The following is a 25859-nucleotide window of genomic DNA, read 5'->3' on the forward strand; positions in this document are numbered from 1 at the left end:
AATAACTGACAGGTTTGCATGATCCTCCTTACGATTTACATCTCGATTGCGATTGGTGTTTCGTTTATTTGTTCTGTGTTAGAAGCGGTATTGCTCAGTATTTCACCAAGTTATATTGGTACTTTACGTCAGCAAAACCACCCGGCAGCACCTCGCCTTGCTGCACTAAAAGATAATATTGACCGTCCGCTGGCATCCATTCTGACCCTAAATACCATTGCTCATACCATTGGTGCTGCAACGGCCGGTGCTCAGGCCGCCGCCGTTTTTGGTAACCAGTGGCTGGGGCTGTTCTCTGCTTTACTGACTATTGGTATCTTGCTGTTTTCTGAAATCATCCCAAAAACACTTGGGGCAACCTACTGGCGTCAGCTGGCTCCGGGATCGGCGGTAGTACTGAACTGGATGATTTGGGCGCTAAGCCCGTTTGTCTGGGCATCGGAGCAAATTACCAGTCGTCTGGCCCATGGCCATGAGCCGCCGAAATTGCGTGATGAACTGTCTGCCATGGCAATGCTGGCACAAGAGTCCGGAGAATTGGCTGAAGGTGAGTCAAAAATTCTGACCAACCTGCTGCAGTTCCGTGATGTCAGTGTCACGAAAATTATGACGCCGCGGCCGGTGCTATTTCGCGTAAAAGCAGAACAATCGATCGAGGATTTTTTAACCGAGCACCATGATAGCCCATTCTCACGTCCACTGGTGTATAGCGAACAAAAAGATAACATTCTGGGCTTTGTCCACCGCTTAGAACTGTTTACCGCCAATCAGGCTGGCCGCGCTAATGACGAGCTGGGCACCCTGATGCGTCCGATCCCGGTCGTGCTGAATACTGCGAGTGTCCCGCAAGCCTTTGATAAAATAATGAAAGAACGCTCACAACTGATATTAATCGTTGATGAATATGGCACGGTCCAGGGGCTGGTCACACTGGAAGATATTTTTGAAAGTTTGGTTGGCGAAGAAATTGTCGATGAAGCCGACAAAAATACCGACATGCAGCAACTGGCTTATCAACGCTGGGAGAAATGGAAAAAGCAGCACCGTATGATTGAAAGCAAAGATGATGAGTGATCAAATTCAGCTTAAAAAGGGCCATGTCGGCCCTCTTTTCGCTACCGGCATATCAGAACAGTTATAGTGCGATACCAATATTACTGACGGGCTCATCGCGTAATTCTTCACGCAGGCTTTTGATCAATTCGATATCGCGTCGTTCCGCTTCTTTCAGCGCACGGAAAATTGCCCACTGCACATCCCATTCTTCGCAAACGGCTTCATTTTCTTTTTGGTTTTCGTTGGTGATCTCGACACCCGTTTGGGCAAACACAAGATCAGCCACGGTTTCAGCAGACAAGCTACTGATCTTGCTGACTGTCTCTAACATCAAATCACGATCGAGCATGGCATGAAGTAAATCCGCCAAAGCAACGCAGGCATCGATAGCTGGATTTACTGCATAAATATCAAAATCATTGGCGCTCGGTACCAAATCTTCCAGCTTTTCCAGCTGATTTTCAAAGTTAATCTTGGCACTCTTAACCGTTAAGATCTCCCAGATACTATCAAGAATGATGCGGTATTTTTGTGCCTCCGCAAACTCCGTTTCCTCACAAAATAAGGCAAAATTTGGATACATTCGTTCACACAGTGAGACCATAAAAGTAAGGTGTTGCCACGGTTCTAATTTTTCTAAGCGAAGCTGAACAGGATTCTTAAGCATGGGATAATCTACGATAGTGATTTGCACGGGAGTTTAATGCATAACTCGTCAGCACAAAAGGAAAAGCAATGAACAAGATACTGATCGTCTCCCGACAGAAGGAAACTTATCAACGGCTGCTCCGGCAGGCACAATTGCCACAGCTTAAGATCACCGATGATCCCAGGCTGGCTGCGATTATTTTAGCAGATCCGCCAAAAATCGCCGCACACCTTAACGATTATCCGGCTCTGTGCTGGCTGCAGTCGACCTTTGCCGGTATCGATGCCCTGACCAAACCGGATTTGCGTCAGGACTATTCGCTGACCAATATTCGCGGATGCTTCGGACAACTCATCGCCGAGTATGTCATTGGCCTGACACTGGCGCATACCCGCCATTTTCCTCGCTACCGACAGCAACAGAAACATCGCCAATGGCAGCCCCACACCTATGCGGCGTTGAGCAACAAAACCCTGGTTATTTTGGGAACCGGTACCATCGGTAGCCATCTGGCCCAAGCCGCGCAGGCAATGGGGCTACAGATCATTGGCGTGAACCGCTCGGGTGAACCGGCCGGTCACTTTTTTGCCCATACCTATCCGTTATCCGAACTCCCGCAAGCACTCGCTCAGGCCGATATTCTGGTCTCTACCCTGCCCGCAACATCAGCAACTGACAACCTGCTCAATGCCACCAGCCTCGGCCATTGCCAAAATACGCTACTGTTTAATGTGGGACGTGGAAATGCGGTTTGCGAAGAGGGATTGCTGTCTGCCATCAAGCAAGGTCATGTTGCCCATGCTTTCCTCGATGTTTTTAAGCATGAGCCGCTTAACCAGCAGCATCCTTTCTGGCTGCACCCTGATATAACAATCACCCCGCATATCGCCGCAGAGAGCTTTCCTGAGCAAGTGTTTGACATCTTTGCTGCAAACTATCTGCGCTTTCTCCAGCAGCAACCATTGATGTACCAAATTGACTTTAAACGTGGCTATTAGGAACGTTGGTGTAGGAAGAAGGTAATTATGGCACCGCAACAACTTGATAATCTGCTGGATCAAATACGCCGCTGTGAGATCTGCAAGGATCATCTCCCACTCGGTCCGCGTCCGGTGATCCAGGCAGCCAGCAGTGCCAGAATGATGATTGTCGGCCAGGCGCCGGGAACCCGTGTTCATGAAACCGGGCTCCCCTGGAATGACCCCAGTGGCGACCGCCTTCGCCGCTGGCTGGAGCTCGACAGGAAAACCTTCTACGACGCCCGCCAAATCGCCATCATGCCGATGGGGTTGTGCTATCCGGGCCGGGGGAAATCCGGCGATCTCCCGCCGCGCCCGGAATGCGCGCCGCAATGGCATCCGCAAGTATGGTCATTATTACCCAATATCGGTATGACATTATTAGTTGGTCAGTATGCTCAGCAGTGGTATTTGAAAGACAAGCCGAAAACACTGACAGATACCGTCAGGGCTTGGCGGCAGTGGGCTCCAAAATACATTCCGATGCCACACCCGTCGCCGCGTAATATCCGCTGGCTGAAAGACAACCCGTGGTTCGAGGAAGAGGTGGTGCCGTATATCCGCGATTACGTCCACCAGCATTTGAAAGAGACGAGAGGCTAGCAACTCGAAACTGCTTATTCACAGGATCTCAGGGTCATAGCATCGTTCTTACCGATAAAAAAAAGCCCGCGCAATCACTTGCACGGGCTTTCAATGCTTTTCCTGGCAACTCGCCACCAGGCACTCGCATATGCTCTTATTTATGATACGGCTTAGAAAGCGTATGCACCGCATCCACGAACACACCGGCATTCTCTGGCGGCACATCGAGGTGGATACCATGGCCGAGGTTAAATACGTGGCCGGTACCTTCGTCACCATAACCTTCAAGAATCGTCGCGACTTCTTGGCGAATACGTTCAGGTTGTGCATATAGCATCGATGGGTCCATATTGCCCTGCAGGGCAACTTTATCGCCGACCCGACGCTTAGCGTCAGCAATATCAATCGTCCAGTCCAGACCAACGGCGTCACAACCCGTTGCGGCGATTTTCTCTAGCCACATGCCACCATTTTTGGTGAACAAGGTTACGGGCACGCGACGGCCTTCATTTTCACGGATCAGACCATCAACAATCTTGTGCATATAGCTCAGTGAGAACTCGTTGTAATCACGAGGCGTTAATACACCTCCCCAGGTATCAAACACCATCACAGACTGCGCACCCGCTTTGATCTGCGCATTCAGGTACTCAACCACGCTGTCTGCCAGCTTATCCAGTAGCAGATGCAGTGTTGCAGGTTCGGCATACATCATTTTTTTGATCTTGGTGAATGCTTTCGAGCTACCACCTTCAACCATATAAGTCGCCAGTGTCCACGGGCTGCCAGAGAAACCAATCAGTGGCACTTCGCCCTGCAAATCTTTACGGATCTGACGCACTGCATTCATGACATACTGCAGCTCCCCTTCCGGATCCGGCAGACCAATTTTATCGACATCGGCTTTGCAGGTTATAGGACGCTCAAACTTCGGGCCTTCACCGGCTTCAAAATATAAGCCCAGCCCCATCGCATCCGGAATAGTCAGGATATCAGAAAACAAAATAGCAGCATCCAAAGGGAAACGGCGCAGTGGCTGTAAGGTCACCTCACTGGCTAATTCTGCATTCTTACACAGCGACATAAAGTCACCTGCAACACTACGTGTAGCTCGGTATTCTGGCAAATAACGGCCAGCCTGACGCATCATCCATACTGGTGTGCAATCTACCGGCTGCTTTAATAACGCACGTAGGTAGCGGTCATTCTTTAATTCGCTCATTGAGGACTCCATGGATAAATTCTGCGACGTATTGTAGCACTCCCCGGCTGCAACAAAAGAACCCAATTGTTAAGCCGGTCATATTTATTACAACAATCTCTTCACCATATTTGCGACATAGCAGTCAGCCGTGATACAAAATCTGCGCGCTAGCAATAATAAGAATATCTTGCTCGTCGATGAGCATGTAACTGCACCTTATCCCTCCTTTAGGAGGGTTTTTTTATACTGCTGCTTTTTATCAGCGCCAAGGTGTGATTTATCAGCTGACGGGCTATCGTCCCTTCCGGCGCAACAGGTGGCAAACGATCAGCCGATGCCCAGATCGCGTCACTCAGCTCTTCATAGTCGGGCTTGATTTCGCCACTCTCGTAATCGGCTAAAAAACCCATCATCAGATTGGAAGGAAAAGCCCACGGCTGGCTGCCAAAGTAACGAATATTCGCCACCTTAATTCCTGTTTCCTCTTCGATCTCGCGCGCCACACATTGCTCCAGGGTTTCACCGGCTTCGACAAAACCGGCGATAACCGTGTACATCCCTGTCTTATGCCGAGGGTGCTGAGCAAGCAATATTTTATCCTGCTTTCTGACCGCAACAATCACACATGGCGACACTCGGGGGTAATGGATACGCTGGCACTGCTGGCATTCCATGGCCAATTGCTCTGCCGCCAGCTGACACTGTCCGCCACAATTGGGGCAATATGTTTCGGATTGCTTCATGTGCGATAGCTGAGTCGCTTTTCCGGCCAGATCAAATAGCTCGCCATCGACACCCAACAATTCCCTTTGGGTATAAAAATCATCGTCACGCGTATTGCCATGAGCCTCTAGCCAGAAAACAGGATGACCCGAGTATTCACCAATCCAGCGCGCATCGTCACTATTAAAACCCAACTCTGATTCTGTCATCAGAGGAAGCGTGTGGTTAACAAGATACAATTTGCGATCTTTTACGACGCACCAATATACTAATTCTCGTTTTTTTAACATCAATGTCACATCCATCCTTGCAGGGTATCGTTTTTACTGGCAATCTAAACTTTATAACGGAATATGAATCCGTATAACAAGGCTCTCTTTTTTAAGAGATTCACCGGTGTAGTATTTAGTAGCTTGGTTTTTTAATAACGCTTTTTTTCGTAACCACCGTTACTGTACTGATAGATCATGAGGGTATGGCCATGTTAAGTAAATTCGAACAAGTTCAGCAACAGTGGGGCGGCACCAGCGATGTCATCGATCACTGGCTGATGTCCCGGCAGCAATTACTGATCGACTACTGTAAGCTGGCAGGTCTGCCTCCTTTTGAAAATAATTCACGCCAATTACCCACCTCCAGCCAATTACAACTCTTTTGCCAACAAGTTGTCGACTATATCTCTGCCGGCCATTTCAAAATTTATGATATGGTCATGGATAAGTGGAGAACCACGGGCTATTCACCCACCCAAGAAATCTCGAAACTTTACGCGGATATTACCCAAACCACAGATCCGATTCTTAATTTTACCGATCGCTATTGTGCAATTAGCGATGACGATGATATTCCGGATTTAGATCAGGATCTCTCTACTATCGGTGAGTTGATGGAGCAGAGGTTTGAGTTTGAAGATAATCTGATTGAACTCATTAGCGAAAGTTTAGCCTGCCCTCCCGGCGCGTAGTATTCAATTAGTATGATCGTTCAGAGAAGCATTTATACCAAACTGATCATTAGTCAGTTTGGTATAAATGCGACGCCCTGCCTGCATCGCCTCTTAATGTCGTCCAATCAACTCAAAACTCCTCCTCTCTTTTTCCAGCCTTAGTCAGCCCGAAGATAAGCCTTATAAGCGTGCTAACAACCTGCCTGTTTTGATGCCATCCAAAAACAAAAAGGCACCCCGAAGGATGCCTTTTTTTGCTTATCTAAACGTCAACGATTAATCGTCGCTTAGACCGGCATTTAGTAGTGCAGCAAGATCTTGAGATGCTTGCTCTGAATCAAGCTGCGGTGCTACTGGCTCTAGCTCTGCATCACGTCTACGTTGACGCTGCTGGTGGTAGGAGAAACCGGTACCAGCAGGGATCAAGCGACCAACGATAACGTTTTCTTTCAGACCACGTAACTCATCACGCTTACCAGAAACCGCAGCTTCTGTTAGTACGCGAGTCGTTTCCTGGAAAGAAGCTGCCGAGATGAACGATTCTGTCGCTAGCGACGCCTTAGTGATACCTAACAGGTCACGGCTAAATGTCGCAGCTGCTTTACCTTCAGCTTCTAGCTTACGGTTAGCAACATTCACACGAGAGAATTCTACCTGCTCACCTTCTAGGAACTCAGAGTCACCAACAGAACTGATCGTTACCTTACGAAGCATCTGACGAATGATAGTCTCAATGTGCTTATCATTAATCTTAACGCCCTGTAGACGGTAAACTTCCTGAACTTCGTTAACGATGTACTCAGCAACAGCGTGAACACCACGAAGACGCAGGATATCGTGCGGCGCTTCTGGACCATCCGCGATCACATCACCACATTCAACCTTCTCACCTTCGAATACGTTAAGCTGACGCCACTTAGGAATCATCTCTTCGTATGGCTGGCCTTCACTTGGAGTGATGATCAGACGACGCTTACCTTTAGTCTCTTTACCGAAAGAAACAGCACCTGTAATTTCCGCTAGGATTGCAGGCTCTTTTGGCTTACGTGCTTCGAACAAGTCAGCGACTCGTGGCAGACCACCGGTGATATCTTTAGTACCGCCAGATTCCTGAGGAATACGTGATAACGTGTCACCAATGCCTACTAGCGCGCTGTCTTCAAGCTGAACAATCGCTTTACCAGGTAAGAAATACTGAGCTGGCATATCTGTGCCAGGGATCATTATATCGTGGCCGTTGTCGTCAACCAGCTTAACCGTTGGACGCATGTCTTTACCGGCACTGGTACGCTCTGCAGCGTCTAGTATTACGATAGAAGACAGGCCTGTCAGCTCATCCGTTTGACGAGTCACAGTCACGCCGTCGATCAAGTCAACGAACTGAACGCGACCAGCTACCTCGGTGATGATTGGCATTGTATGCGGGTCCCAGTTTGCAACAGTTTCTGCTGCAGTCACTGAATCACCATCACCTTTAGTTAGCATAGAACCGTAAGGAAGCTTGTAGCTTTCCTTGGTACGACCAAACTCATCCACAACCGTCATTTCTGACGCACGGGAAGTAATAACCAGCTTACCTTCACTGTTCGTTACGAACTTAGCGTTGTGAAGCTTCATCGAACCAGTATTCTTAACCTGGATGCTGTTTTCTGCTGCCGCACGTGACGCTGCACCACCGATGTGGAACGTACGCATCGTAAGCTGTGTACCCGGCTCACCGATAGACTGAGCAGCAACAACGCCGACTGCTTCACCGGTGTTAACCAGATGACCACGAGCCAGGTCACGACCGTAACAGAACTTACAACAACCAAAGTCATTTTCACACGTTACAACCGAACGTACCTTAACCTGGTCAACTGAGTTATCTTCCAAGATATTACACCACTTCTCATCAAGAAGTGTGTTACGTGGCGCAAGGACTTCTTCAGTACCTGGCTTAAGTACATCTTCAGCAACAACACGACCAAGAACGCGATCACCAAGTTGCTCTTTAACGTCACCACCCTCGATAAGAGGCATCATGGTAATACCAGCGTGCGTACCACAATCATCGGCAGTAATTACTACGTCTTGTGCTACGTCTACTAGACGACGTGTCAGGTAACCGGAGTTTGCTGTCTTCAGTGCGGTATCCGCAAGACCCTTACGAGCACCGTGAGTAGAGATGAAGTACTGCAGTACGTTCAGACCTTCACGGAAGTTCGCAGTGATCGGTGTTTCGATGATAGAGCCATCCGGCTTAGCCATCAGGCCACGCATACCTGCAAGCTGACGAATCTGCGCCGCAGAACCACGAGCACCAGAATCTGCCATCATGTAAACGCTGTTGAACGATTTCTGCTTCACTTCTTCGCCGTCACGGTTAATCACGGTGTCGAAGGACAGGTTATCCATCATCGCTTTAGCAACCTGCTCATTGGCTGTTGCCCAGATATCAATCACTTTGTTGTAACGCTCACCCGCAGTTACCAGACCAGATTGGAACTGTTCTTGGATTTCTGCGACTTCAGCTTCAGCTTCGGCAATTTTGGTGTACTTTTCAGCAGGAATGACCATATCGTCGATACCAACAGAAACACCAGACAATGCAGCGTAAGCAAAACCTGTGTACATAATTTGGTCAGCAAAGATAACGGTATCTTTCATGCCCAATTTACGGTAACACGTGTTAAGTAGGTTAGAGATTTGCTTCTTACCTAGCGCTTCCGTGTTCACAAGGCTGTACGGAAGACCTTTAGGAACGATCTGCCACAGGATTGCACGACCAACAGTGGTATCAACTAGCTTGGTTTCAGATGACAAGTTGCCTTGCTCATCATAGAGGTGCTCAGTGATACGAACTTTCACGCGAGCGTGTAGTTCTGCATTCTTAGTACGGTATGCTTTCTCTGCTTCTGCAGGTCCAGCAAGGTACATGCCTTCACCCTTCGCGTTAATTCTGTCACGGGTCATGTAGTAAAGACCCAATACAACATCCTGAGACGGTACGATGATCGGATCACCTGACGCCGGCGATAGGATGTTGTTGGTAGACATCATCAGTGCACGAGCTTCAAGCTGCGCTTCCAGAGTTAGAGGTACGTGTACCGCCATCTGGTCACCATCGAAGTCGGCGTTATAGGCCGCACACACTAGAGGGTGAAGCTGAATCGCTTTACCTTCGATTAGTACTGGTTCAAATGCCTGGATACCTAGACGGTGCAGTGTTGGTGCACGGTTAAGCATTACCGGGTGTTCACGAATCACTTCGTCCAGGATATCCCAAACAACCGCTTCTTCGCGCTCAACCATCTTCTTCGCCGCTTTGATCGTAGTCGCAAGACCACGGGTCTCCAGCTTGCCGTAGATGAATGGCTTAAATAGCTCTAGTGCCATCTTCTTAGGAAGACCACACTGGTGCAGGCGCAGGTATGGACCTACGGTGATAACAGAACGACCTGAGTAGTCAACACGCTTACCAAGAAGGTTCTGACGGAAACGACCCTGCTTACCTTTGATCATGTCAGCCAAAGATTTCAGAGGACGTTTGTTTGAACCGGTGATAGCGCGACCACGACGACCGTTATCTAGCAATGCATCAACAGACTCCTGAAGCATACGCTTTTCGTTACGTACGATAATATCAGGAGCGGCCAAGTCCAATAGACGCTTAAGACGGTTATTACGGTTAATGACGCGACGGTACAGATCATTCAGATCTGAGGTTGCGAAACGACCACCATCTAGCGGTACCAACGGACGAAGGTCCGGCGGTAGAACTGGCAGAACAGACAGGATCATCCACTCGGGGTTGTTACCTGACTGTAAGAATGCTTCAACAAGCTTTAAACGCTTGGTTAATTTTTTACGCTTAGTTTCAGAGTTAGTTTCTTCTAACTCTTCACGCATGTTTTCGATTTCAGCATTCAGGTCCATATTACCCAGTAATGCTTTAATCGCTTCTGCGCCCATTTTAGCGTCGAATTCGTCGCCCCATTCTTCAAGTGCATCCAGATACTGCTCTTCTGACAGTAGCTGACTACGCTCAAGACTGGTCATTCCTGGTTCAATGACAATGTACGATTCGAAGTAAAGTACCCGCTCGATGTCACGCAGCGGAATATCCATTAACAAACCGATACGAGATGGCAGTGACTTAAGGAACCAGATGTGGGCTACAGGTGAAGCTAGCTCAATGTGACCCATACGCTCACGACGTACTTTGGTCTGAGTAACTTCAACACCACATTTTTCACAAATCACACCACGGTGCTTAAGGCGCTTATATTTGCCACAAAGACACTCGTAGTCTTTTACTGGGCCAAAGATACGTGCACAGAAAAGGCCGTCACGCTCAGGCTTAAAGGTACGGTAGTTGATGGTTTCTGGCTTTTTTACTTCACCGAAAGACCATGAGCGAATCATGTCAGGTGAAGCAAGACCGATTTTGATTGCATCAAATTCTTCGGTCTTATGTTGTGCTTTCAGAAACTTAAGTAAGTCTTTCACATTCGGCTCCTGTGAGGAGTTGACCCATAAAGGCGCCAGTCTTCTGGCGCCTTCATATTTATACCGGAGTAACTAATAAGCTTGGTAGACCAAGTCTTATTCGTCTTCCAGCTCGATGTTGATACCCAACGAGCGGATTTCTTTCAACAGTACGTTGAATGATTCCGGCATACCAGGTTCCATACGATGATCTCCATCGACGATGTTTTTATACATCTTCGTACGGCCGTTAACGTCATCTGACTTAACGGTTAGCATTTCTTGAAGTGTATATGCTGCGCCGTATGCTTCAAGCGCCCATACTTCCATCTCACCGAAACGCTGACCACCGAACTGAGCTTTACCACCCAGCGGCTGCTGAGTAACAAGGCTGTAAGAACCGGTAGAACGGGCATGCATCTTGTCATCAACCAAGTGGTTAAGTTTCAGCATGTACATGTAACCAACAGTTACAGGACGCTCAAACATGTCACCGGTGCGACCGTCAAACAATTTCAGCTGACCAGACTCTGGTAAGTCACCTAGCTTCAGCAGTTCTTTGATTGACTCTTCTGGAGCACCATCAAATACTGGCGTTGCAATAGGCAGACCCTTACGCAAGTTTTGAACCAACGTCATCACTTCGTCGTCTGACAGAGCGGCAATGTCGACGTTCTGGCGAGTATCACCCAGATCGTAAACTTTCTGCAGGAAGTTACGGAACTTATGTAGCTCCTGCTGCTGCTTCAGCATCTCGTTGATCTTGTCACCGATACCTTTCGCTGCAAGACCCATATGAGTCTCCAGGATCTGACCGATGTTCATACGAGATGGTACACCCAATGGGTTCAGAACGATGTCGACAGTCTGACCTTTTTCATCGTACGGCATATCTTCAACAGGGTTGATCTTAGAGATTACACCCTTGTTACCGTGACGACCCGCCATCTTATCACCAGGCTGGATACGACGTTTAACAGCTAGGTACACCTTAACAATTTTAAGGACACCCGGTGCCAAGTCATCACCCTGTGTGATCTTACGGCGCTTAGTTTCAAACTTCTTATCGAACTCAGCTTTCAATTCGTCGTACTGCTCTGCCAACTGCTCGAGTTGGTTTTGCTGTTCTTCGTCATCCAGCGTTTGTGCAAACAGAGTTTCGCGGTTCATTGAAGAAAACTTATCTTCGCCGTAACCCGCAGAAAGTAGAAGCGTACGAACACGAGCAAGAAGACCACCCTCAAGGATCTGGAATTCTTCTGTGATATCTTTCTTCGCTTCTTTCAGCTGCATTTCTTCGATTTCAAGCGCACGCTTGTCTTTTTCTACGCCATCGCGAGTAAAGACCTGAACGTCGATGATGGTACCAGACACAGAGTTTGGCACACGTAGAGAAGAGTCTTTAACGTCAGACGCTTTCTCACCAAAGATTGCACGCAGTAGCTTCTCTTCCGGTGTCAGCTGAGTTTCACCCTTAGGTGTCACTTTACCTACCAGAATATCGCCACCTTTCACTTCAGCACCGATGTAAACAACACCAGATTCATCCAGCTTAGAAAGCGCAGCTTCACCCACGTTAGGGATATCAGCCGTGATTTCTTCAGAGCCCAGTTTCGTGTCACGCGCCACACAAGAAAGCTCTTGAATGTGGATGGTTGTCAGGCGATCTTCCTGTACAACACGTTCAGAAACTAAGATGGAATCCTCGAAGTTATAACCGTTCCAAGGCATGAACGCGATACGCATGTTCTGGCCAAGTGCAAGCTCACCCAGATCGGTCGAAGGACCATCTGCCAGTACGTCACCACGAGCCACTGGCTCACCCGGCATCACAGTTGGACGCTGGTTGATACAGGTGTTCTGGTTAGAACGGGTGTACTTAGTAAGGTTATAAATATCGATACCAGCTTCGCCTGGTACTAGCTCGCTTTCGTGCACTTTAACAACGATACGAGAAGCATCGACAGACTGAACCTGACCGCCACGTTTAGCTACGGCTGTTACCCCGGAGTCAACCGCTACAGAGCGCTCAATACCTGTACCAACCAACGGCTTATCTGCACGTAATGTTGGAACAGCCTGACGCTGCATGTTCGCACCCATAAGTGCACGGTTAGCATCATCGTGCTCTAGGAATGGAATCAGGGATGCCGCCACAGATACAACCTGGTTGGTTGCAACGTCCATGTATTGAACATGGTCGCGTGGGTGCAAGCCAGAATCACCTTTCTGACGGGCAGTAACAAGTTCATCACTGAAGCTACCATCTTCTTCCAGCGCAGCATTCGCCTGAGCGATAACATACTGGCCTTCTTCAATAGCAGACAGGTAATCGATTTGGTCAGTAACGCTACCATCAACCACTTTACGGTATGGTGTTTCCAGGAAACCGTAAGAGTTACAACGCGCATAGACAGACAGCGAGTTGATTAGACCGATGTTTGGACCTTCCGGCGTTTCGATTGGACATAGACGACCGTAGTGGGTCGCGTGTACATCTCGAACTTCAAAGCCAGCACGTTCACGAGTCAGACCACCTGGACCAAGCGCCGAAATACGACGTTTGTGAGTAACTTCTGACAACGGATTGTTTTGGTCCATAAACTGAGACAGCTGAGAAGAACCGAAGAACTCCTTCACTGCAGCAGAAATTGGCTTAGCATTAATCAGATCTTGCGGCATGATGGCATCAAGATCGCCAAGGCTAAGACGTTCTTTAACAGCACGCTCAACACGAACCAGACCAACGCGGAACTGGTTTTCAGCCATTTCGCCAACTGAACGAATACGACGGTTACCCAGGTGGTCGATATCATCAACTTCACCGCGGCCGTTACGAATTTCGATCAGTTTACGCATCACTTCAATGATGTCTTGATTGTCTAGCGTACCTGAACCTGTGATCTCATCACGAAGAAGAGAACTGTTGAACTTCATACGACCAACCGCTGACAAGTCATAACGGTCTTCAGAGAAGAACAGACTATTAAACAGTTGTTCAGCAGCTTCGCGTGTCGGTGGCTCACCAGGACGCATCATGCGATAGATTTCAACTAGCGCACTCAAACGGTCAGTAGTGTTGTCGACACGCAAGGTATCAGACATGTACGGACCGTAGTCTAGGTCGTTCGTAAACAGAACTTCGATAGACTTATGACCAGCCTGCGACAGTAGTGCCAGAGACTCCAGGCTTAATTCCTGGTTAGCCGGCACAATTAGCTCGCCAGTCTCTTCGTTCACATAATCACGTGATGCGATTTTGCCAACGATGTATTCAACCGGCACTTCAATGTGATCAATACCGTCTTTGCCTAACTGGCGAATATGACGAGCGGTGATACGACGGCCTTGCTCGACGTAGGTTTTACCGTTCGCTTCAATATTGAAGCTTGCAGTTTCGCCACGTAGACGATCAGGCACCAGTTCCATAACCAGTGACTTACCCTGAACTTCGAAGTTAACTTTATCGAAGAACATGTCAAGGATCTGCTCAGTGGTATAATCCAATGCGCGCAGAATGATTGAAGCCGGCAGCTTACGACGACGGTCGATACGTACGAATACGTTATCCTTAGGATCAAACTCGAAATCCAACCATGAACCACGGTATGGGATTACGCGTGCGTTATATAACACTTTACCTGAGGAGTGGGTTTTACCCTTATCGCTGTCGAAGAAGACACCCGGGCTACGGTGCAGCTGGGATACGATAACCCTCTCGGTTCCGTTAATAACGAAAGTACCGTTATCTGTCATGAGCGGAATTTCGCCCATGTAAACTTCTTGTTCTTTAATGTCTTTTACAGTGCCAGCCGGCGCGTCTTTGTCATACATGACAAGACGTAGCTTCACACGAAGTGGTGCAGAGTAAGTTACGCCACGAATTTGACATTCTTTGACATCGAAGACAGGCTCACCGAGACGATAGCTAACGTATTGCAGCTCGGAATTGCCATTATAGCTCTGAATTGGAAAAACAGAACGAAAGGCAGCTTCTAGACCGTAATGCCCTTCTGGATCCTGCTCGATGAACTTCTGAAAAGAATCAAGCTGGATCGACAGCAAGTATGGTGCATCCAAAACGCGTGGACGCTTACCAAAATCCTTACGGATACGCTTTTTCTCGGTATAAGAGTAAACCATAGGTTCCTCAGATCGCTAATAAGTGATCCAAACTGTCCAACCAGGGGACAGTGACTAATAACACTGTTTATTGTAGGAACAACTCTGAAGAATCAGGGCTGCTTTTTGCGTGGATAATAGTTACAAAACAATGTGAAAAATACCATTACCCTACAGCGCAAAAAGGCCGGTGGCAATCAGCCACCAGCCATTAGCCTTTACAGGCTAAGAAATTAAGTAATAATTACTTAATTTCAACAGTAGCACCAACTTCTTCTAGCTGAGCTTTAAGAGCTTCAGCTTCAGCTTTATCAACACCTTCTTTTAGAGATGCTGGAGCGCCGTCAACGACTGCTTTAGCTTCTTTAAGACCTAGGCCAGTTGCGCCACGTACAGCTTTGATAACTTGTACTTTCTGTGAACCAACAGCTGTTAGGATTACGTCAAACTCAGTTTGCTCTTCAGCTACTTCAGCTGCGCCGCCTGCTACAACTGCTGCTGCAGCTGAAACACCGAATTTCTCTTCCATAGCTTCGATAAGCTCAACAACTTGCATTACAGACATTTCTGCAACTGCGTCTAGGATTTGCTCGTTAGTGATAGACATAACAATTCTCTTTGAAATCAACAATTAATTTAATATAGCGTTCAGATAAAACAGGGACGATTACGCCGCTGCTTCTTCTTTCTGATCGCGTACAGCTGCGATAGTACGTACCAGCTTGCCAGCTGAAGCTTCTTTCATGCACATCATCAGGCGTGCAATAGCTTCGTCGTAAGTTGGTAGTGTCGCAAGAACTTCTGCGTCAACAACAGCGCCTTCGAATGCGGCTGCTTTGAACTCGAAATCTTTATTCTCTTTAGCGAAGTCTTTGAAAAGACGCGCTGCAGCACCTGGGTGCTCATTAGAGAAACCGATTAGTGAAGGACCAACGAAAACGTCTTTCAGACATTCAAATTCAGTACCTTCAACTGCGCGGCGTGCCAGAGTGTTACGAACAACTTTCAAGTAAACGCCGTTTTCACGAGCTTGTTTACGTAGAGAAGTCATCGCACCAACTGCAACACCACGAGAGTCAGCAACAACTGCAGACAGGGCACCATTGGCAGCTTCGTTGACTTCAGCAACAATTGCTTTTTTGTCTTGAAGATTTAATGCCATTGGATATAGCTCCTGGATTTTTTTGCTGGGTTACCCCAGTCATTACACCACTCACTGTCAGAATGACAGGAGAGTCTTACGGCGCAGATCCAAGAAAGACTTAACATCAATCATGTTCTGGCACCGTCTACGTAGGTAAAATTAAGTTCCTGAGAACACCTACGGTCTTTGACGAAGGCTAATTTACAAGCAATTAGCCTCAGCCATGAATTTGTGAACGCCAGATTATACACTAACCTGACAATTCTGCAAATTATTATACGCTAGCTGCCAGAGTGTTCTGGTCTAACGACACACCTGCACCCATCGTGGTAGAGATGCTTACTTTCTTGATGAAAGTACCTTTAGCAGAAGAAGGCTTCGCTTTCTTCAGAGCAACCAGAAGTGCTTCTAGGTTCTCTTTAAGGTTTGCAGCGTCAAAATCTACTTTACCGATGGTAGTGTGGATGATGCCATTTTTGTCGTTACGGTAACGAACCTGACCTGCTTTAGCATTTTTAACTGCTTCAGCAACGTTAGGCGTTACAGTGCCAACTTTAGGGTTTGGCATCAGACCGCGAGGACCAAGAATAGTACCTAATTGGCCAACAACGCGCATTGCATCTGGAGATGCGATAACAACGTCAAAGTCCATGACACCTTTCTTAACTTGGTCAGCAAGATCTTCCATACCGATTAGATCTGCGCCAGCTTCTTTAGCTGCTTCTGCGTTTGCACCTTGAGTGAACACAGCAACGCGGATGTCACGACCAGTACCGTGTGGCAGTACTGTTGCACCACGTACGTTTTGATCTGATTTACGAGCATCGATACCAAGGTTAACAGCAACGTCAACACTTTCTACGAATTTAGCAGTAGCTAGTTCTTTAAGAAGAGCAACAGCTTCGTTGATATCGTACTCTTTTGTAGAATCAACTTTGTCACGGATTACGCGCATGCGTTTAGTCAGTTTTGCCATTGTCTTAACCCTCTACCACTAGGCCCATTGAACGAGCAGTACCAGCAATCGAACGCTTCATAGCTTCGATGTCAGCACCAGTCATATCGGCTGCTTTAGTTTCAGCGATTTCCTGAATCTGAGCGTCAGTAACAGTACCAACTTTCTCAGTGTTAGGACGGCCAGAACCAGACTTAACGCCGGCTGCTTTCTTAAGAAGAACTGCAGCAGGTGGAGTCTTAGTGATGAACGTGAAAGAACGGTCGCTGTATACTGTGATAACAACAGGAGTTGGAAGACCTTTCTCAACTGAGTCAGTCTTAGCGTTAAACGCTTTACAGAATTCCATGATGTTAACACCGTGTTGACCTAGAGCAGGACCAACTGGTGGACTTGGGTTTGCTGCACCAGCTGCAACCTGCAGCTTGATGTACGCTTCTACTTTTTTAGCCATTGCTATATACCTAAAATTTGGGTTCAAACGTCTGTTTTCAGAAACAGACTCCCCGTCTAACGAAAGGGCGCGAAATTATAGTTCAATCCCCCGCCCCTGACAATACAAACTGATTACTAATCGATCAGTTCTTTTCTACCTGGCCGAACTCTAGCTCAACCGGAGTTGCGCGGCCAAAGATCGACACGGAAACCTTCACGCGGCTCTTGGCATAATCCACTTCTTCAACAACACCGTTGAAATCAGCAAATGGACCATCAGTAACGCGAACCACTTCACCCGGCTCGAATACTGTCTTATGGACTGGTGATTCACTCGCCTGCTGCAGACGATTAAGAATCGCATCCGCCTCTTTATCAGAGATAGGAGCAGGGCGGTCAGATGTACCGCCAATGAACCCCATTACACGAGGAATACTACGTACCAGGTGCCATGTCTCGTCATTCATTACCATCTGTACAAGCACATAACCAGGGAAGAACTTACGTTCACTCTTCCGACGCTGGCCAGCACGCATTTCAACCACTTCCTCGGTCGGTACGAGTACCTCATCAAAGTAATCTTCCATGCTGTGCATTTTGATATGCTCACGTAGTGACTGCGCAACACGACCTTCAAAGCCGGAGAAAGCCTGTACTACATACCATCGTTTTTTTGGAGCTTCGCTCATGAACTCTTACCTCACACACCGGTAACTAGGCGGACTAAACGGACCATAATGCCGTCAATCCCCCACAAGGCTAACGCCATAATGACAGTGACGGCTAAAACGATAAAGGTTGTCTGCGTAGCTTCCTGACGAGTAGGCCATACCACTTTGCGGACTTCCATGCGCGATTCACGTGCAAACGTGATCGCGGTTTTACCTTTTGCTGTAAGTGCGGCAATACCACCAGCAGCAGCAACAAGCACTACTATCGCGGCTGCGCGCAACACTACAGAAACATCACTGTACAGGTAATTACCAACCACAGCGGCAGCAAGCAAAGCAAATACAGCGACCCACTTAAGGCCATCCATACTGCTCGGGCTGCTTTGGTTTTCGGCATTCGCTTTCATACAACCAACCTGTAACTAGTCTCAATATAGACGAAAACGACCCCGCTAGTGCGAGGTCCTAAATGAAGGAAAGGACTAAACCTTTAATGACATTATAAAAAAACTTCATCTCAACGAACTTTTACTCTGCGCCTTTGACTAAAAATCACACGAATCAAAAATCAGACGCAGAAAAAGGGCATCAAATGATGCCCTTTTGGTACCTTGTCGTCAAATCTTATTCGAAGATCTTAGCAACAACACCAGCACCAACTGTACGACCGCCTTCACGGATCGCAAAACGCAGACCTTCATCCATCGCGATTGGTGCGATTAGAGTCACTTTCATCTGAACGTTATCACCAGGCATTACCATTTCAACGCCTTCTGGTAGCTCGATAGTACCAGTTACGTCAGTTGTACGGAAGTAGAACTGTGGACGGTAGCCTTTGAAGAATGGAGTGTGACGGCCACCTTCATCTTTGGACAGAACATAAATTTCTGACTCAAAAGTAGTGTGCGGAGTAATTGAACCAGGCTTAGCAAGAACCTGACCACGCTCAACTTCGTCACGCTTAGTACCACGCAGAAGAACACCAACGTTCTCACCAGCACGGCCTTCGTCAAGAAGCTTACGGAACATCTCTACACCAGTACAAGTCGTAGTGATGGTTTCTTTGATACCAACAATAGCAACTTCGTCACCAACGCGAACGATGCCTTGCTCAACACGGCCCGTTACAACAGTACCACGGCCCTGGATTGAGAATACATCTTCGATAGGAAGGATGAACGGACGATCGATTGCACGCTCTGGCTCTGGGATGTAGTTATCTAGAGCTTCCGCTAGTTCAATGATCTTCTCTTCCCACTGAGCTTCACCGTTAAGTGCGCCTAGTGCAGACCCCATGATCACTGGGCAGTCATCACCAGGGAAGTCGTACTCAGAAAGAAGTTCACGAACTTCCATTTCGACAAGTTCTAGTAGCTCTTCATCATCAACCATGTCACATTTGTTCATGAATACGATGATGTAAGGGATACCAACCTGACGACCAAGAAGGATGTGCTCACGGGTCTGAGGCATAGGGCCATCAGTTGCCGCAACAACCAGGATACCACCATCCATCTGAGCTGCACCTGTGATCATGTTTTTCACATAATCGGCGTGTCCTGGGCAGTCAACGTGGGCGTAGTGACGACTTGGAGTATCGTACTCTACGTGAGAAGTAGAGATGGTGATACCGCGCTCGCGCTCTTCTGGAGCGTTATCGATAGATGCGAAGTCTTTAGCAACACCGCCGTATACTTTTGCCAAAACTGTACAGATAGCAGCAGTTAGAGTCGTTTTACCATGGTCAACGTGGCCGATAGTACCAACGTTAACGTGTGGCTTAAGACGTTCAAATTTTTCTTTAGACATAGATAGTCCCTCTAGACACGGCATTAGGTGGCATTACGACCACACAACCAAACATGGGTTTGTAGAGTATATATCAAATGGTTTGAAAGCGACTTGGAGAAGAGATGGTGCTGATAGGCGGATTCGAACCGCCGACCTCACCCTTACCAAGGGTGCGCTCTACCAACTGAGCTATATCAGCACACAAGAAGTGTGGAGCGGGCAGCGGGAATCGAACCCGCATCATCAGCTTGGAAGGCTGAGGTAATAGCCATTATACGATGCCCGCAAACTCGTAACTCGTAGAGCTATCAAACTACTTGAAAATGGTGGAGGGGGAAGGATTCGAACCTTCGAAGGCGGAGCCGTCAGATTTACAGTCTGATCCCTTTGGCCACTCGGGAACCCCTCCAGGGGTATAGCGAAAACTGGTGCCGACTACCGGAATCGAACTGGTGACCTACTGATTACAAGTCAGTTGCTCTACCTACTGAGCTAAGTCGGCGTAATTGCTGCGCATTCTAGTTAATCATTTATAGGCTTGCAATACCTTTACGAGTTTTTTTTATTTTTTTCCTTTAACCGTCTCAAATTTAGTCATCATCGGCATTTTGCATACAGGGCCAACCCCTCTAAGACCAACTCCGAACGGTGCAAATAGCGTTTTGACCAGTGTATCGGTAGATGTCGCATTCCTCCGCCACATAGGATCACTTCGGGGTTTGTCCCGAGTTTATCTTTTGCCTGCTTAAGGCCATATTCGATTAACCCGATCAGTGCTGCCCGACAGCCATTTTTCAGACCATCCGCCGTATTATCTGCGAACGCTATATGTTCTCCATGCTCACGATCAGAGAAAACTTTACGGGTATTTTCCAGTACCGATTGCATCATTAACTGATAACCAGGTGCAATCCACCCCCCCAAGTGCTTACCGTCTTCAGCGAGCACGTCAAACGTCAAGGCGGTCCCAATATCGATGATGACTGTTGGTTTTTTAAACTCTTGTCTGACTGCGACAAGGGTCAGCCAACGATCAACGCCAAGGTATTGATATTCAGAATACGCATTCTTAACACCAAAGTCTTTACGTAGCGTCTTCACCTGCATGACAGGGATATTAGCCATCTGAGCAATGCGTTGGATTGAATTATCAACCTCGACGGGCCCGACACTAGCAAACACTATTCTATTAATTCCTTTTTCTAATAGTGGCTCAAGTACCATTTCTAATTTACGGCTAGGGTAACGGCCTAACAGTTCAAAATGTCCAGATTCAAATAATTGGGCAACTTTGACATAAGTGTTACCCGCTTCAATTAATAATTGCATCAACAACCTCTAAGGCTGATTTCACCACCGATATACGGCTCAATACCCGCATCGGTTTCAAGTAATAAGGCACCCTGTTTATCAATGCCGCGGGCAATTCCTTCGACCACGCGCTCACCTATCAATAATTTAACAGGGCGGTTCAAAAAGTTATCTAATTTATTCCAGCGATCGATAAAGCCACCGAGACCGATTTTCTCATAAGCCGTTAGCGTTTCATGTAGTCGCTCAATCAATGCCGCGGCTAATTGATTTCGCTCAGGTAGGTCATCACACGCCTGTACCAGGTTGGTCCAGGCCTGATCAATACCTGTTCCTTCCTGAGCCGTCATGGCAACATTGAGTCCCATACCTATAACAAGGTGGGCGGCCTCTCCCGTCTGCCCTGTCATCTCAATGAGAATACCGGCCAACTTCTTATCTCGATAATACAAATCATTAGGCCATTTCACTCTAATCTCGTCAGCACCCAGTGTTTGTAACGCTTCAGCGATAGCGATGCCAACAACAAGACTTAACCCCATCGCAGCAGCCATCCCGGCATCAAGTCGCCAATACATAGAGAGATACAAGTTACTACCAAAAGGAGACAGCCATTGCCGCCCCCGACGTCCTCGGCCTGCCTGCTGATATTCAGCTAAACAAATGGCACCTTGAGGTAACTGGCCGACCCGGTCGAGTAGAAACTGATTGGTTGAATCGATAACGGGTATGAGATCTAAGCTCGGGCACTTTACCTGAGCTGAAATTTTATCGCAATCAAGCAGTTCCAATTTTGATGCCAGACAGTAGCCTTTCCCCCGCACTCGATAGACATCTAGACCCCATCCCTGTAATTGCATGATATGTTTACTTATTGCTGACCTGGAGATTCCAAGAGACTCTCCCAACGCTTCTCCTGAATGAAATTTACCGTCAGACATCATGGCCACTAATGCCAAGCGCGTAGAGTGCTCTTTCATGACATAACCTCTACCAGATTGGTTTCTTTATCGGCAGCCATGAAACGTACTTCATGCTCTAGAGTGACAGTAAACCTCTCTTCAACCGCAAAGACCACATCTCGTGCGAGAACAAGCACATCTCTGGCGGTTGCCCGTGCGCAGTTGACTAATACCAGTGCTTGCTTCTCATGTACTTTAGCCCCTCCTACCTGATAGCCTTTCAGGCCACATTGGTCAATCAACCAGCCCGCAGCGAGCTTGAAGGATCCATCCTCCATTTCATAACTTGGCATGTTCGGATGAGTTGCCATCAGCTGCTCTCGCTTGGTCTTATCAACAATAGGGTTTTTGAAAAAACTTCCTGCATTGCCTAAAATCATGGGATCCGGCAGCTTCTGCTGACGAATACGGCATACTTCATCAAATATCTTTTTGGCCGTTACGGTCTCAGAGGCAAACTGTGCCAAAGGGCCGTAAGTGGCATTAGGTCGCCACGCTTTAGACAGCTTCAATCCGACAGCAACGATCGCATGAGTATTCTTCAGTGCATGCTTGAAAATAGAGTCTCGATAGCCGAACTGGCAATCTGAAGCCAATATTCGGGAAGGTTTGCCAGTGTTCAGCTCAACCACATCGACATACTGGCAGACGTCCTTCAGTTCAACACCATATGCACCAATATTTTGAATTGGCGATGAGCCCACACACCCGGGGATCAAAGCCAGATTTTCCAAACCCGGCATCTTATTTTCCACTGACCAGTGAACCAGATCATGCCAGTTTTCGCCGGCTCCGACGTGCAGGTGATACTCATCGGCGGTTTCTGTTATATCAATACCAGCAATACGGTTTAATACAATCACGCCAGCGTAGTTTTGACAGAACAGCAAGTTACTGCCCTGTCCGACAATCAACTTGGGCAAAGCCCGATATTGCTCATCCTGCCAAATGGCCACCAGATCCTGAGTAGATTCCGCAACAATAATGTGATCCGCTGTTACCTCGATACCGAAGGTGTGAAAAGGTGCCAGTGACCTCTTTTGCAAAAATCTCATGCTAATATCGAACCATACCTTTTATACTATTGGCTGCATTTTAACTGATTCATCCTAACTACGCAGTGTTTTCCCATGAGCAAGATTAAATTCCACCCTTTAGAATCTCTACGCTTCCCACTGATTAATCGCTTCTATAAATCCTATTATCCAGCAGGTAAAGCTAAAAAAGATGAAATCATCTGGATAGGAGAGAATACCAGCGGGATAATCTGTTGTGTTAGATTTAAGCAATTTGAATATTATCAATTGCTCACCGGTATGTTAGTCCATCCAGAACGTCGCAGTAGCGGTATCGCCAAGCAGCTGATTACAGCGAGCAATGAGCAATTAATCCGTACGCCATGTTTTTGTTTTGCCTTCAGTCATCTGGAAAAATTGTATCAGGAATCAGGTTTTACAGTAATAAAAGACGATGAGCTGCCAGAACCTTTGGCGATCAGGATCCAGCGTTATCGCCTGAGTGGTAAAGAGCTGATTGCAATGCGATATCAACACTAATTTACAGTTTTCAGCCCATCCGTGACACAACCCAGTATTGGTATACATGGAATCAGATGATTTTCTGATATAATTGCTCTCTTAATTAACAGATTTATCTTATATAGGTCGCATAAACGAGGCGATAATGGATTCAGCTATTGCTAATAGGCAACGCATTGAGCAATTGCCATGTATTGCACACCAGCCGGAAGATTTAGAGACACTTCTAGATGCAGGATCTTTCCGTAAACGGCTACATAAGGAAATAACCCAAGCCAAACAACGTATTTATCTTGTTGCATTATATCTGCAAGACGATGAAGCGGGCCGGGATATTCTGACTGCGCTTTATGAAGCGAAACAAGCAAATCCTGCGTTAGACATCAAAGTACTTGTTGATTGGCATCGTGCCCAACGAGGACTTATTGGTGCAGTTAAATCAGATGGTAATGCTGCACTATATCGTGAATTTGCAGAATCCTACCAACATCAGATTGATGTATTAGGGGTACCGGTACGTAACCGAGAATTGTTCGGCGTTCTTCACCTTAAGGGCTTTGTGATCGATGATAAAGTTATCTATAGCGGTGCTAGCCTGAACGATGTATACCTAGCGCAACATCAACGTTATCGTTATGACCGGTATCATGTCATAAAAAATATACACCTTGCTGATAGCATGGCTAGGTTCATCGTTGAGACTCTGGCTAATAGTGATGCCGTCAATTGCTTAAGTCAGCCCATACGTCCAGAGACTAAAACATTAAAAGGGGCTATCAAAGACCTACGCAGTCAATTACAGCGTGCGAGCTATTCCTTCCCTCCCGATTCTATCGCTGACGATCAGGTAGGCTTAACACCGCTTATAGGTCTGGGCAAGCGAAAGAATAAACTGAATCAACATATTTGCACGTTGATAGCAAGTGCACAGAAAGAACTGACTATCTGCACACCCTATTTTAACTTTCCACGCATGATTAGCCGTGAAGTTAAGAGAGCAATCCGACGGGGTGTAAAGGTAACCGTTATTGTTGGTGATAAAACAGCAAATGACTTTTACATCCCGCCTAGCGAGCCATTTAAAACCATTGCTGGTCTGCCTTATTTATATGAAGTTAATCTTCGTAATTTCGCCAAACACAACGAAGCCGCGATTGCTCGTCGTCAGTTAGCTATTCATCTTTGGAAGCACAATGACAATAGTTTCCATTTAAAAGGGATCTGGGTAGATCGGAGCTATATGCTGATCACAGGCAATAACCTTAACCCTAGAGCCTGGAAGCTAGACTTGGAAAATGCCATCTTGGTCCATGATAAGAACCAGCTATTGGCAGACCAGAAGCAGCAAGAACTCGATTGTATTTTGAGTCATACTCAGCTTGTCGGTAGCTATAAGTTTATCGAGAAAGTCGACACTTACCCTGCTCAGGTTAGAAAGCTGATTAAGCGTATCCGCCGAATTAAAGCCGATCACATCCTTAATCAGATTCTTTAAGGACTCAAAGCCTAGCTATCGTAGCCATTGATATTGATCCTCAGCGTACATTCAGTTCCCTGTACTAGAAGAGGATCAAATTGTTCCTTTTCTCATTGCACTACGGGTTTACTGATACGGCCAAATATGTGCTCCCGGCTAACGAAATCTGGATTGAATGCAATACTACAGTACCCTCCTCACTTCAGCGCTGACGTAATTGATTGGCTATTGAGTAAGCGAAATTAGAACAATAACATCTTTTTGAATATGGGTGGTGCCGGTGGGTATACTGAAAGATTTATCAATAGTCAGTATCGTCAAATACCCTCACTGTTCATCAGCACTAAATCCAATTGAACAAATTTGGCGTTTGCTATGATAGTAATGGCTATCCAAAACTTCATTAGACAACTATGAAGACATTACTGATAAAGTTTGCACTGGATGGAATACGTTTTGACTGACCTCCCAAAAACACTATCAGTAATGTTCTATTAATAATAGGTAAATCTGAACCATTAATTTTACAACTTGTTATTTGAATGACGCCATGCTTAGCACACAACGAAAAAAGGCCATCCGTTAGGATGGCCTTTTAAGATTTGGCGCCTGGCGATGACCTACTCTCACATGGGGAGACCCCACACTACCATCGGCGCTACTGCGTTTCACTTCTGAGTTCGGCATGGGATCAGGTGGGGCCACAGCGCTATGGTCGCCAGACAAATTCTGTTTATTCCCGGCCAATAACCGGCAATAGCAATCTTGGAAAAACTAACTAGCTGTCAAATCGTTCTCAAA

At 47.0% G+C, this 25859-nt stretch carries 21 protein-coding genes, 4 tRNA genes and 1 rRNA gene; 6 read left to right on the forward strand and 20 right to left on the reverse strand.

The features are described from left to right. The first annotated feature begins 18 nt into the window (after positions 1–18). Positions 19–1074 (forward strand): hemolysin family protein, encoded by a 1056-nt coding sequence (locus AC2204_RS18025; protein ID WP_318927120.1) that lies wholly within the window; start codon positions 19–21, stop codon positions 1072–1074. A gap of 61 nt (positions 1075–1135) precedes the next feature. Here the strand turns inward: AC2204_RS18025 and AC2204_RS18030 are convergent, their stop codons facing one another. Beyond that, a complete protein-coding gene (locus tag AC2204_RS18030) occupies positions 1136–1723 on the reverse strand; it encodes a YjaG family protein (protein WP_318927121.1) in 588 nt (195 codons plus the stop codon). A gap of 68 nt (positions 1724–1791) precedes the next feature. On the opposite strand from AC2204_RS18030, the gene AC2204_RS18035 reads away from it, so the two are divergent. Both AC2204_RS18035 and AC2204_RS18040 read left to right on the forward strand, forming a co-directional pair. Beyond that, positions 1792–2703, forward strand: a complete 912-nt coding sequence (locus AC2204_RS18035; protein ID WP_318927123.1) for a D-2-hydroxyacid dehydrogenase — start codon at positions 1792–1794, stop codon at positions 2701–2703. 27 nt (positions 2704–2730) lie between these two features. After that, positions 2731–3327 carry a uracil-DNA glycosylase family protein gene (locus AC2204_RS18040; RefSeq protein WP_318927124.1) on the forward strand — a complete coding sequence of 199 codons (597 nt, stop codon included), beginning with the start codon at positions 2731–2733 and terminating at the stop codon, positions 3325–3327. A gap of 136 nt (positions 3328–3463) precedes the next feature. Here the strand turns inward: AC2204_RS18040 and hemE are convergent, their stop codons facing one another. Together hemE and nudC are read right to left on the reverse strand one after the other, a co-directional pair. After that, positions 3464–4531, reverse strand: coding sequence for a uroporphyrinogen decarboxylase (gene hemE / locus AC2204_RS18045; protein ID WP_318927125.1), 1068 nt, complete (start codon positions 4529–4531; stop codon positions 3464–3466). 209 nt (positions 4532–4740) lie between these two features. Continuing rightward, complete coding sequence (gene nudC / locus AC2204_RS18050) at positions 4741–5526, reverse strand: NAD(+) diphosphatase (protein ID WP_318927126.1); 786 nt, start codon at positions 5524–5526, stop codon at positions 4741–4743. A gap of 191 nt (positions 5527–5717) precedes the next feature. Here nudC and rsd point away from each other — a divergent pair, with 191 nt between their 5' ends. Next, the gene (gene rsd, locus AC2204_RS18055; RefSeq protein WP_318927128.1) at positions 5718–6200 is read left to right on the forward strand and encodes a sigma D regulator; all 483 of its coding nucleotides are present in this window, start codon (positions 5718–5720) and stop codon (positions 6198–6200) included. Positions 6201–6458: 258 nt separating this feature from the next. Here rsd and rpoC read toward each other — a convergent pair whose 3' ends face one another. The 16 genes from rpoC to murB form a co-directional block, all read right to left on the reverse strand. Then, positions 6459–10673, reverse strand: coding sequence for a DNA-directed RNA polymerase subunit beta' (gene rpoC, locus AC2204_RS18060; protein WP_318927129.1), 4215 nt, complete (start codon positions 10671–10673; stop codon positions 6459–6461). 96 nt (positions 10674–10769) lie between these two features. Then, the gene (gene rpoB, locus AC2204_RS18065; protein WP_318927130.1) at positions 10770–14795 is read right to left on the reverse strand and encodes a DNA-directed RNA polymerase subunit beta; all 4026 of its coding nucleotides are present in this window, start codon (positions 14793–14795) and stop codon (positions 10770–10772) included. A 223-nt stretch (positions 14796–15018) separates the two neighbouring features. Next, positions 15019–15381: a 50S ribosomal protein L7/L12 gene (gene rplL / locus AC2204_RS18070; protein WP_318927131.1), complete on the reverse strand. Its 363-nt coding sequence runs from the start codon at positions 15379–15381 to the stop codon at positions 15019–15021. A 60-nt stretch (positions 15382–15441) separates the two neighbouring features. Next, positions 15442–15936: a 50S ribosomal protein L10 gene (gene rplJ, locus AC2204_RS18075; RefSeq protein WP_318927132.1), complete on the reverse strand. Its 495-nt coding sequence runs from the start codon at positions 15934–15936 to the stop codon at positions 15442–15444. A gap of 256 nt (positions 15937–16192) precedes the next feature. Continuing rightward, positions 16193–16894: a 50S ribosomal protein L1 gene (gene rplA / locus AC2204_RS18080; protein WP_318927134.1), complete on the reverse strand. Its 702-nt coding sequence runs from the start codon at positions 16892–16894 to the stop codon at positions 16193–16195. Positions 16895–16898: 4 nt separating this feature from the next. Next, on the reverse strand, positions 16899–17327 hold the full coding sequence (gene rplK / locus AC2204_RS18085; RefSeq protein ID WP_107284591.1) for a 50S ribosomal protein L11: 429 nt from the start codon (positions 17325–17327) through the stop codon (positions 16899–16901). A 124-nt stretch (positions 17328–17451) separates the two neighbouring features. After that, on the reverse strand, positions 17452–17997 hold the full coding sequence (gene nusG / locus AC2204_RS18090; RefSeq protein ID WP_107284590.1) for a transcription termination/antitermination protein NusG: 546 nt from the start codon (positions 17995–17997) through the stop codon (positions 17452–17454). Between the two features lie 11 nt (positions 17998–18008). Next, the gene (gene secE, locus AC2204_RS18095; protein WP_318927136.1) at positions 18009–18386 is read right to left on the reverse strand and encodes a preprotein translocase subunit SecE; all 378 of its coding nucleotides are present in this window, start codon (positions 18384–18386) and stop codon (positions 18009–18011) included. Positions 18387–18603: 217 nt separating this feature from the next. Further along, positions 18604–19788, reverse strand: coding sequence for an elongation factor Tu (gene tuf, locus AC2204_RS18100; protein ID WP_318927137.1), 1185 nt, complete (start codon positions 19786–19788; stop codon positions 18604–18606). A gap of 105 nt (positions 19789–19893) precedes the next feature. After that, positions 19894–19969 (reverse strand) — tRNA-Thr (locus AC2204_RS18105). A gap of 12 nt (positions 19970–19981) precedes the next feature. Next, positions 19982–20056: transfer RNA gene (locus AC2204_RS18110), tRNA-Gly, on the reverse strand. A 38-nt stretch (positions 20057–20094) separates the two neighbouring features. Further along, a tRNA-Tyr gene (locus AC2204_RS18115) sits at positions 20095–20179 on the reverse strand. A gap of 17 nt (positions 20180–20196) precedes the next feature. Next, positions 20197–20272: transfer RNA gene (locus AC2204_RS18120), tRNA-Thr, on the reverse strand. Between the two features lie 95 nt (positions 20273–20367). Next, positions 20368–21099, reverse strand: coding sequence for a type III pantothenate kinase (locus tag AC2204_RS18125; RefSeq protein ID WP_318927139.1), 732 nt, complete (start codon positions 21097–21099; stop codon positions 20368–20370). After that, on the reverse strand, positions 21099–22061 hold the full coding sequence (birA, locus tag AC2204_RS18130; protein ID WP_318927141.1) for a bifunctional biotin--[acetyl-CoA-carboxylase] ligase/biotin operon repressor BirA: 963 nt from the start codon (positions 22059–22061) through the stop codon (positions 21099–21101). Before birA ends, AC2204_RS18125 begins: the two co-directional genes overlap by 1 nt. Then, a complete protein-coding gene (gene murB / locus AC2204_RS18135; protein WP_318927143.1) occupies positions 22058–23098 on the reverse strand; it encodes a UDP-N-acetylmuramate dehydrogenase in 1041 nt (346 codons plus the stop codon). The genes birA and murB overlap by 4 nt, the downstream gene beginning before the upstream one ends. 75 nt (positions 23099–23173) lie before the next feature. Between murB and AC2204_RS18140 the strand changes: the two genes are divergently transcribed. Together AC2204_RS18140 and pssA are read left to right on the forward strand one after the other, a co-directional pair. Further along, on the forward strand, positions 23174–23599 hold the full coding sequence (locus AC2204_RS18140) for a GNAT family N-acetyltransferase (RefSeq protein ID WP_318927144.1): 426 nt from the start codon (positions 23174–23176) through the stop codon (positions 23597–23599). A gap of 127 nt (positions 23600–23726) precedes the next feature. Next, the gene (pssA, locus tag AC2204_RS18145) at positions 23727–25076 is read left to right on the forward strand and encodes a CDP-diacylglycerol--serine O-phosphatidyltransferase (protein ID WP_318927145.1); all 1350 of its coding nucleotides are present in this window, start codon (positions 23727–23729) and stop codon (positions 25074–25076) included. Between the two features lie 589 nt (positions 25077–25665). On the opposite strand, the gene rrf is transcribed toward pssA, so the two are convergent. After that, positions 25666–25781 (reverse strand): 5S ribosomal RNA (gene rrf / locus AC2204_RS18150). Positions 25782–25859 lie beyond the last annotated feature (78 nt).

This window comes from Photobacterium sp. (assembly GCF_057456235.1).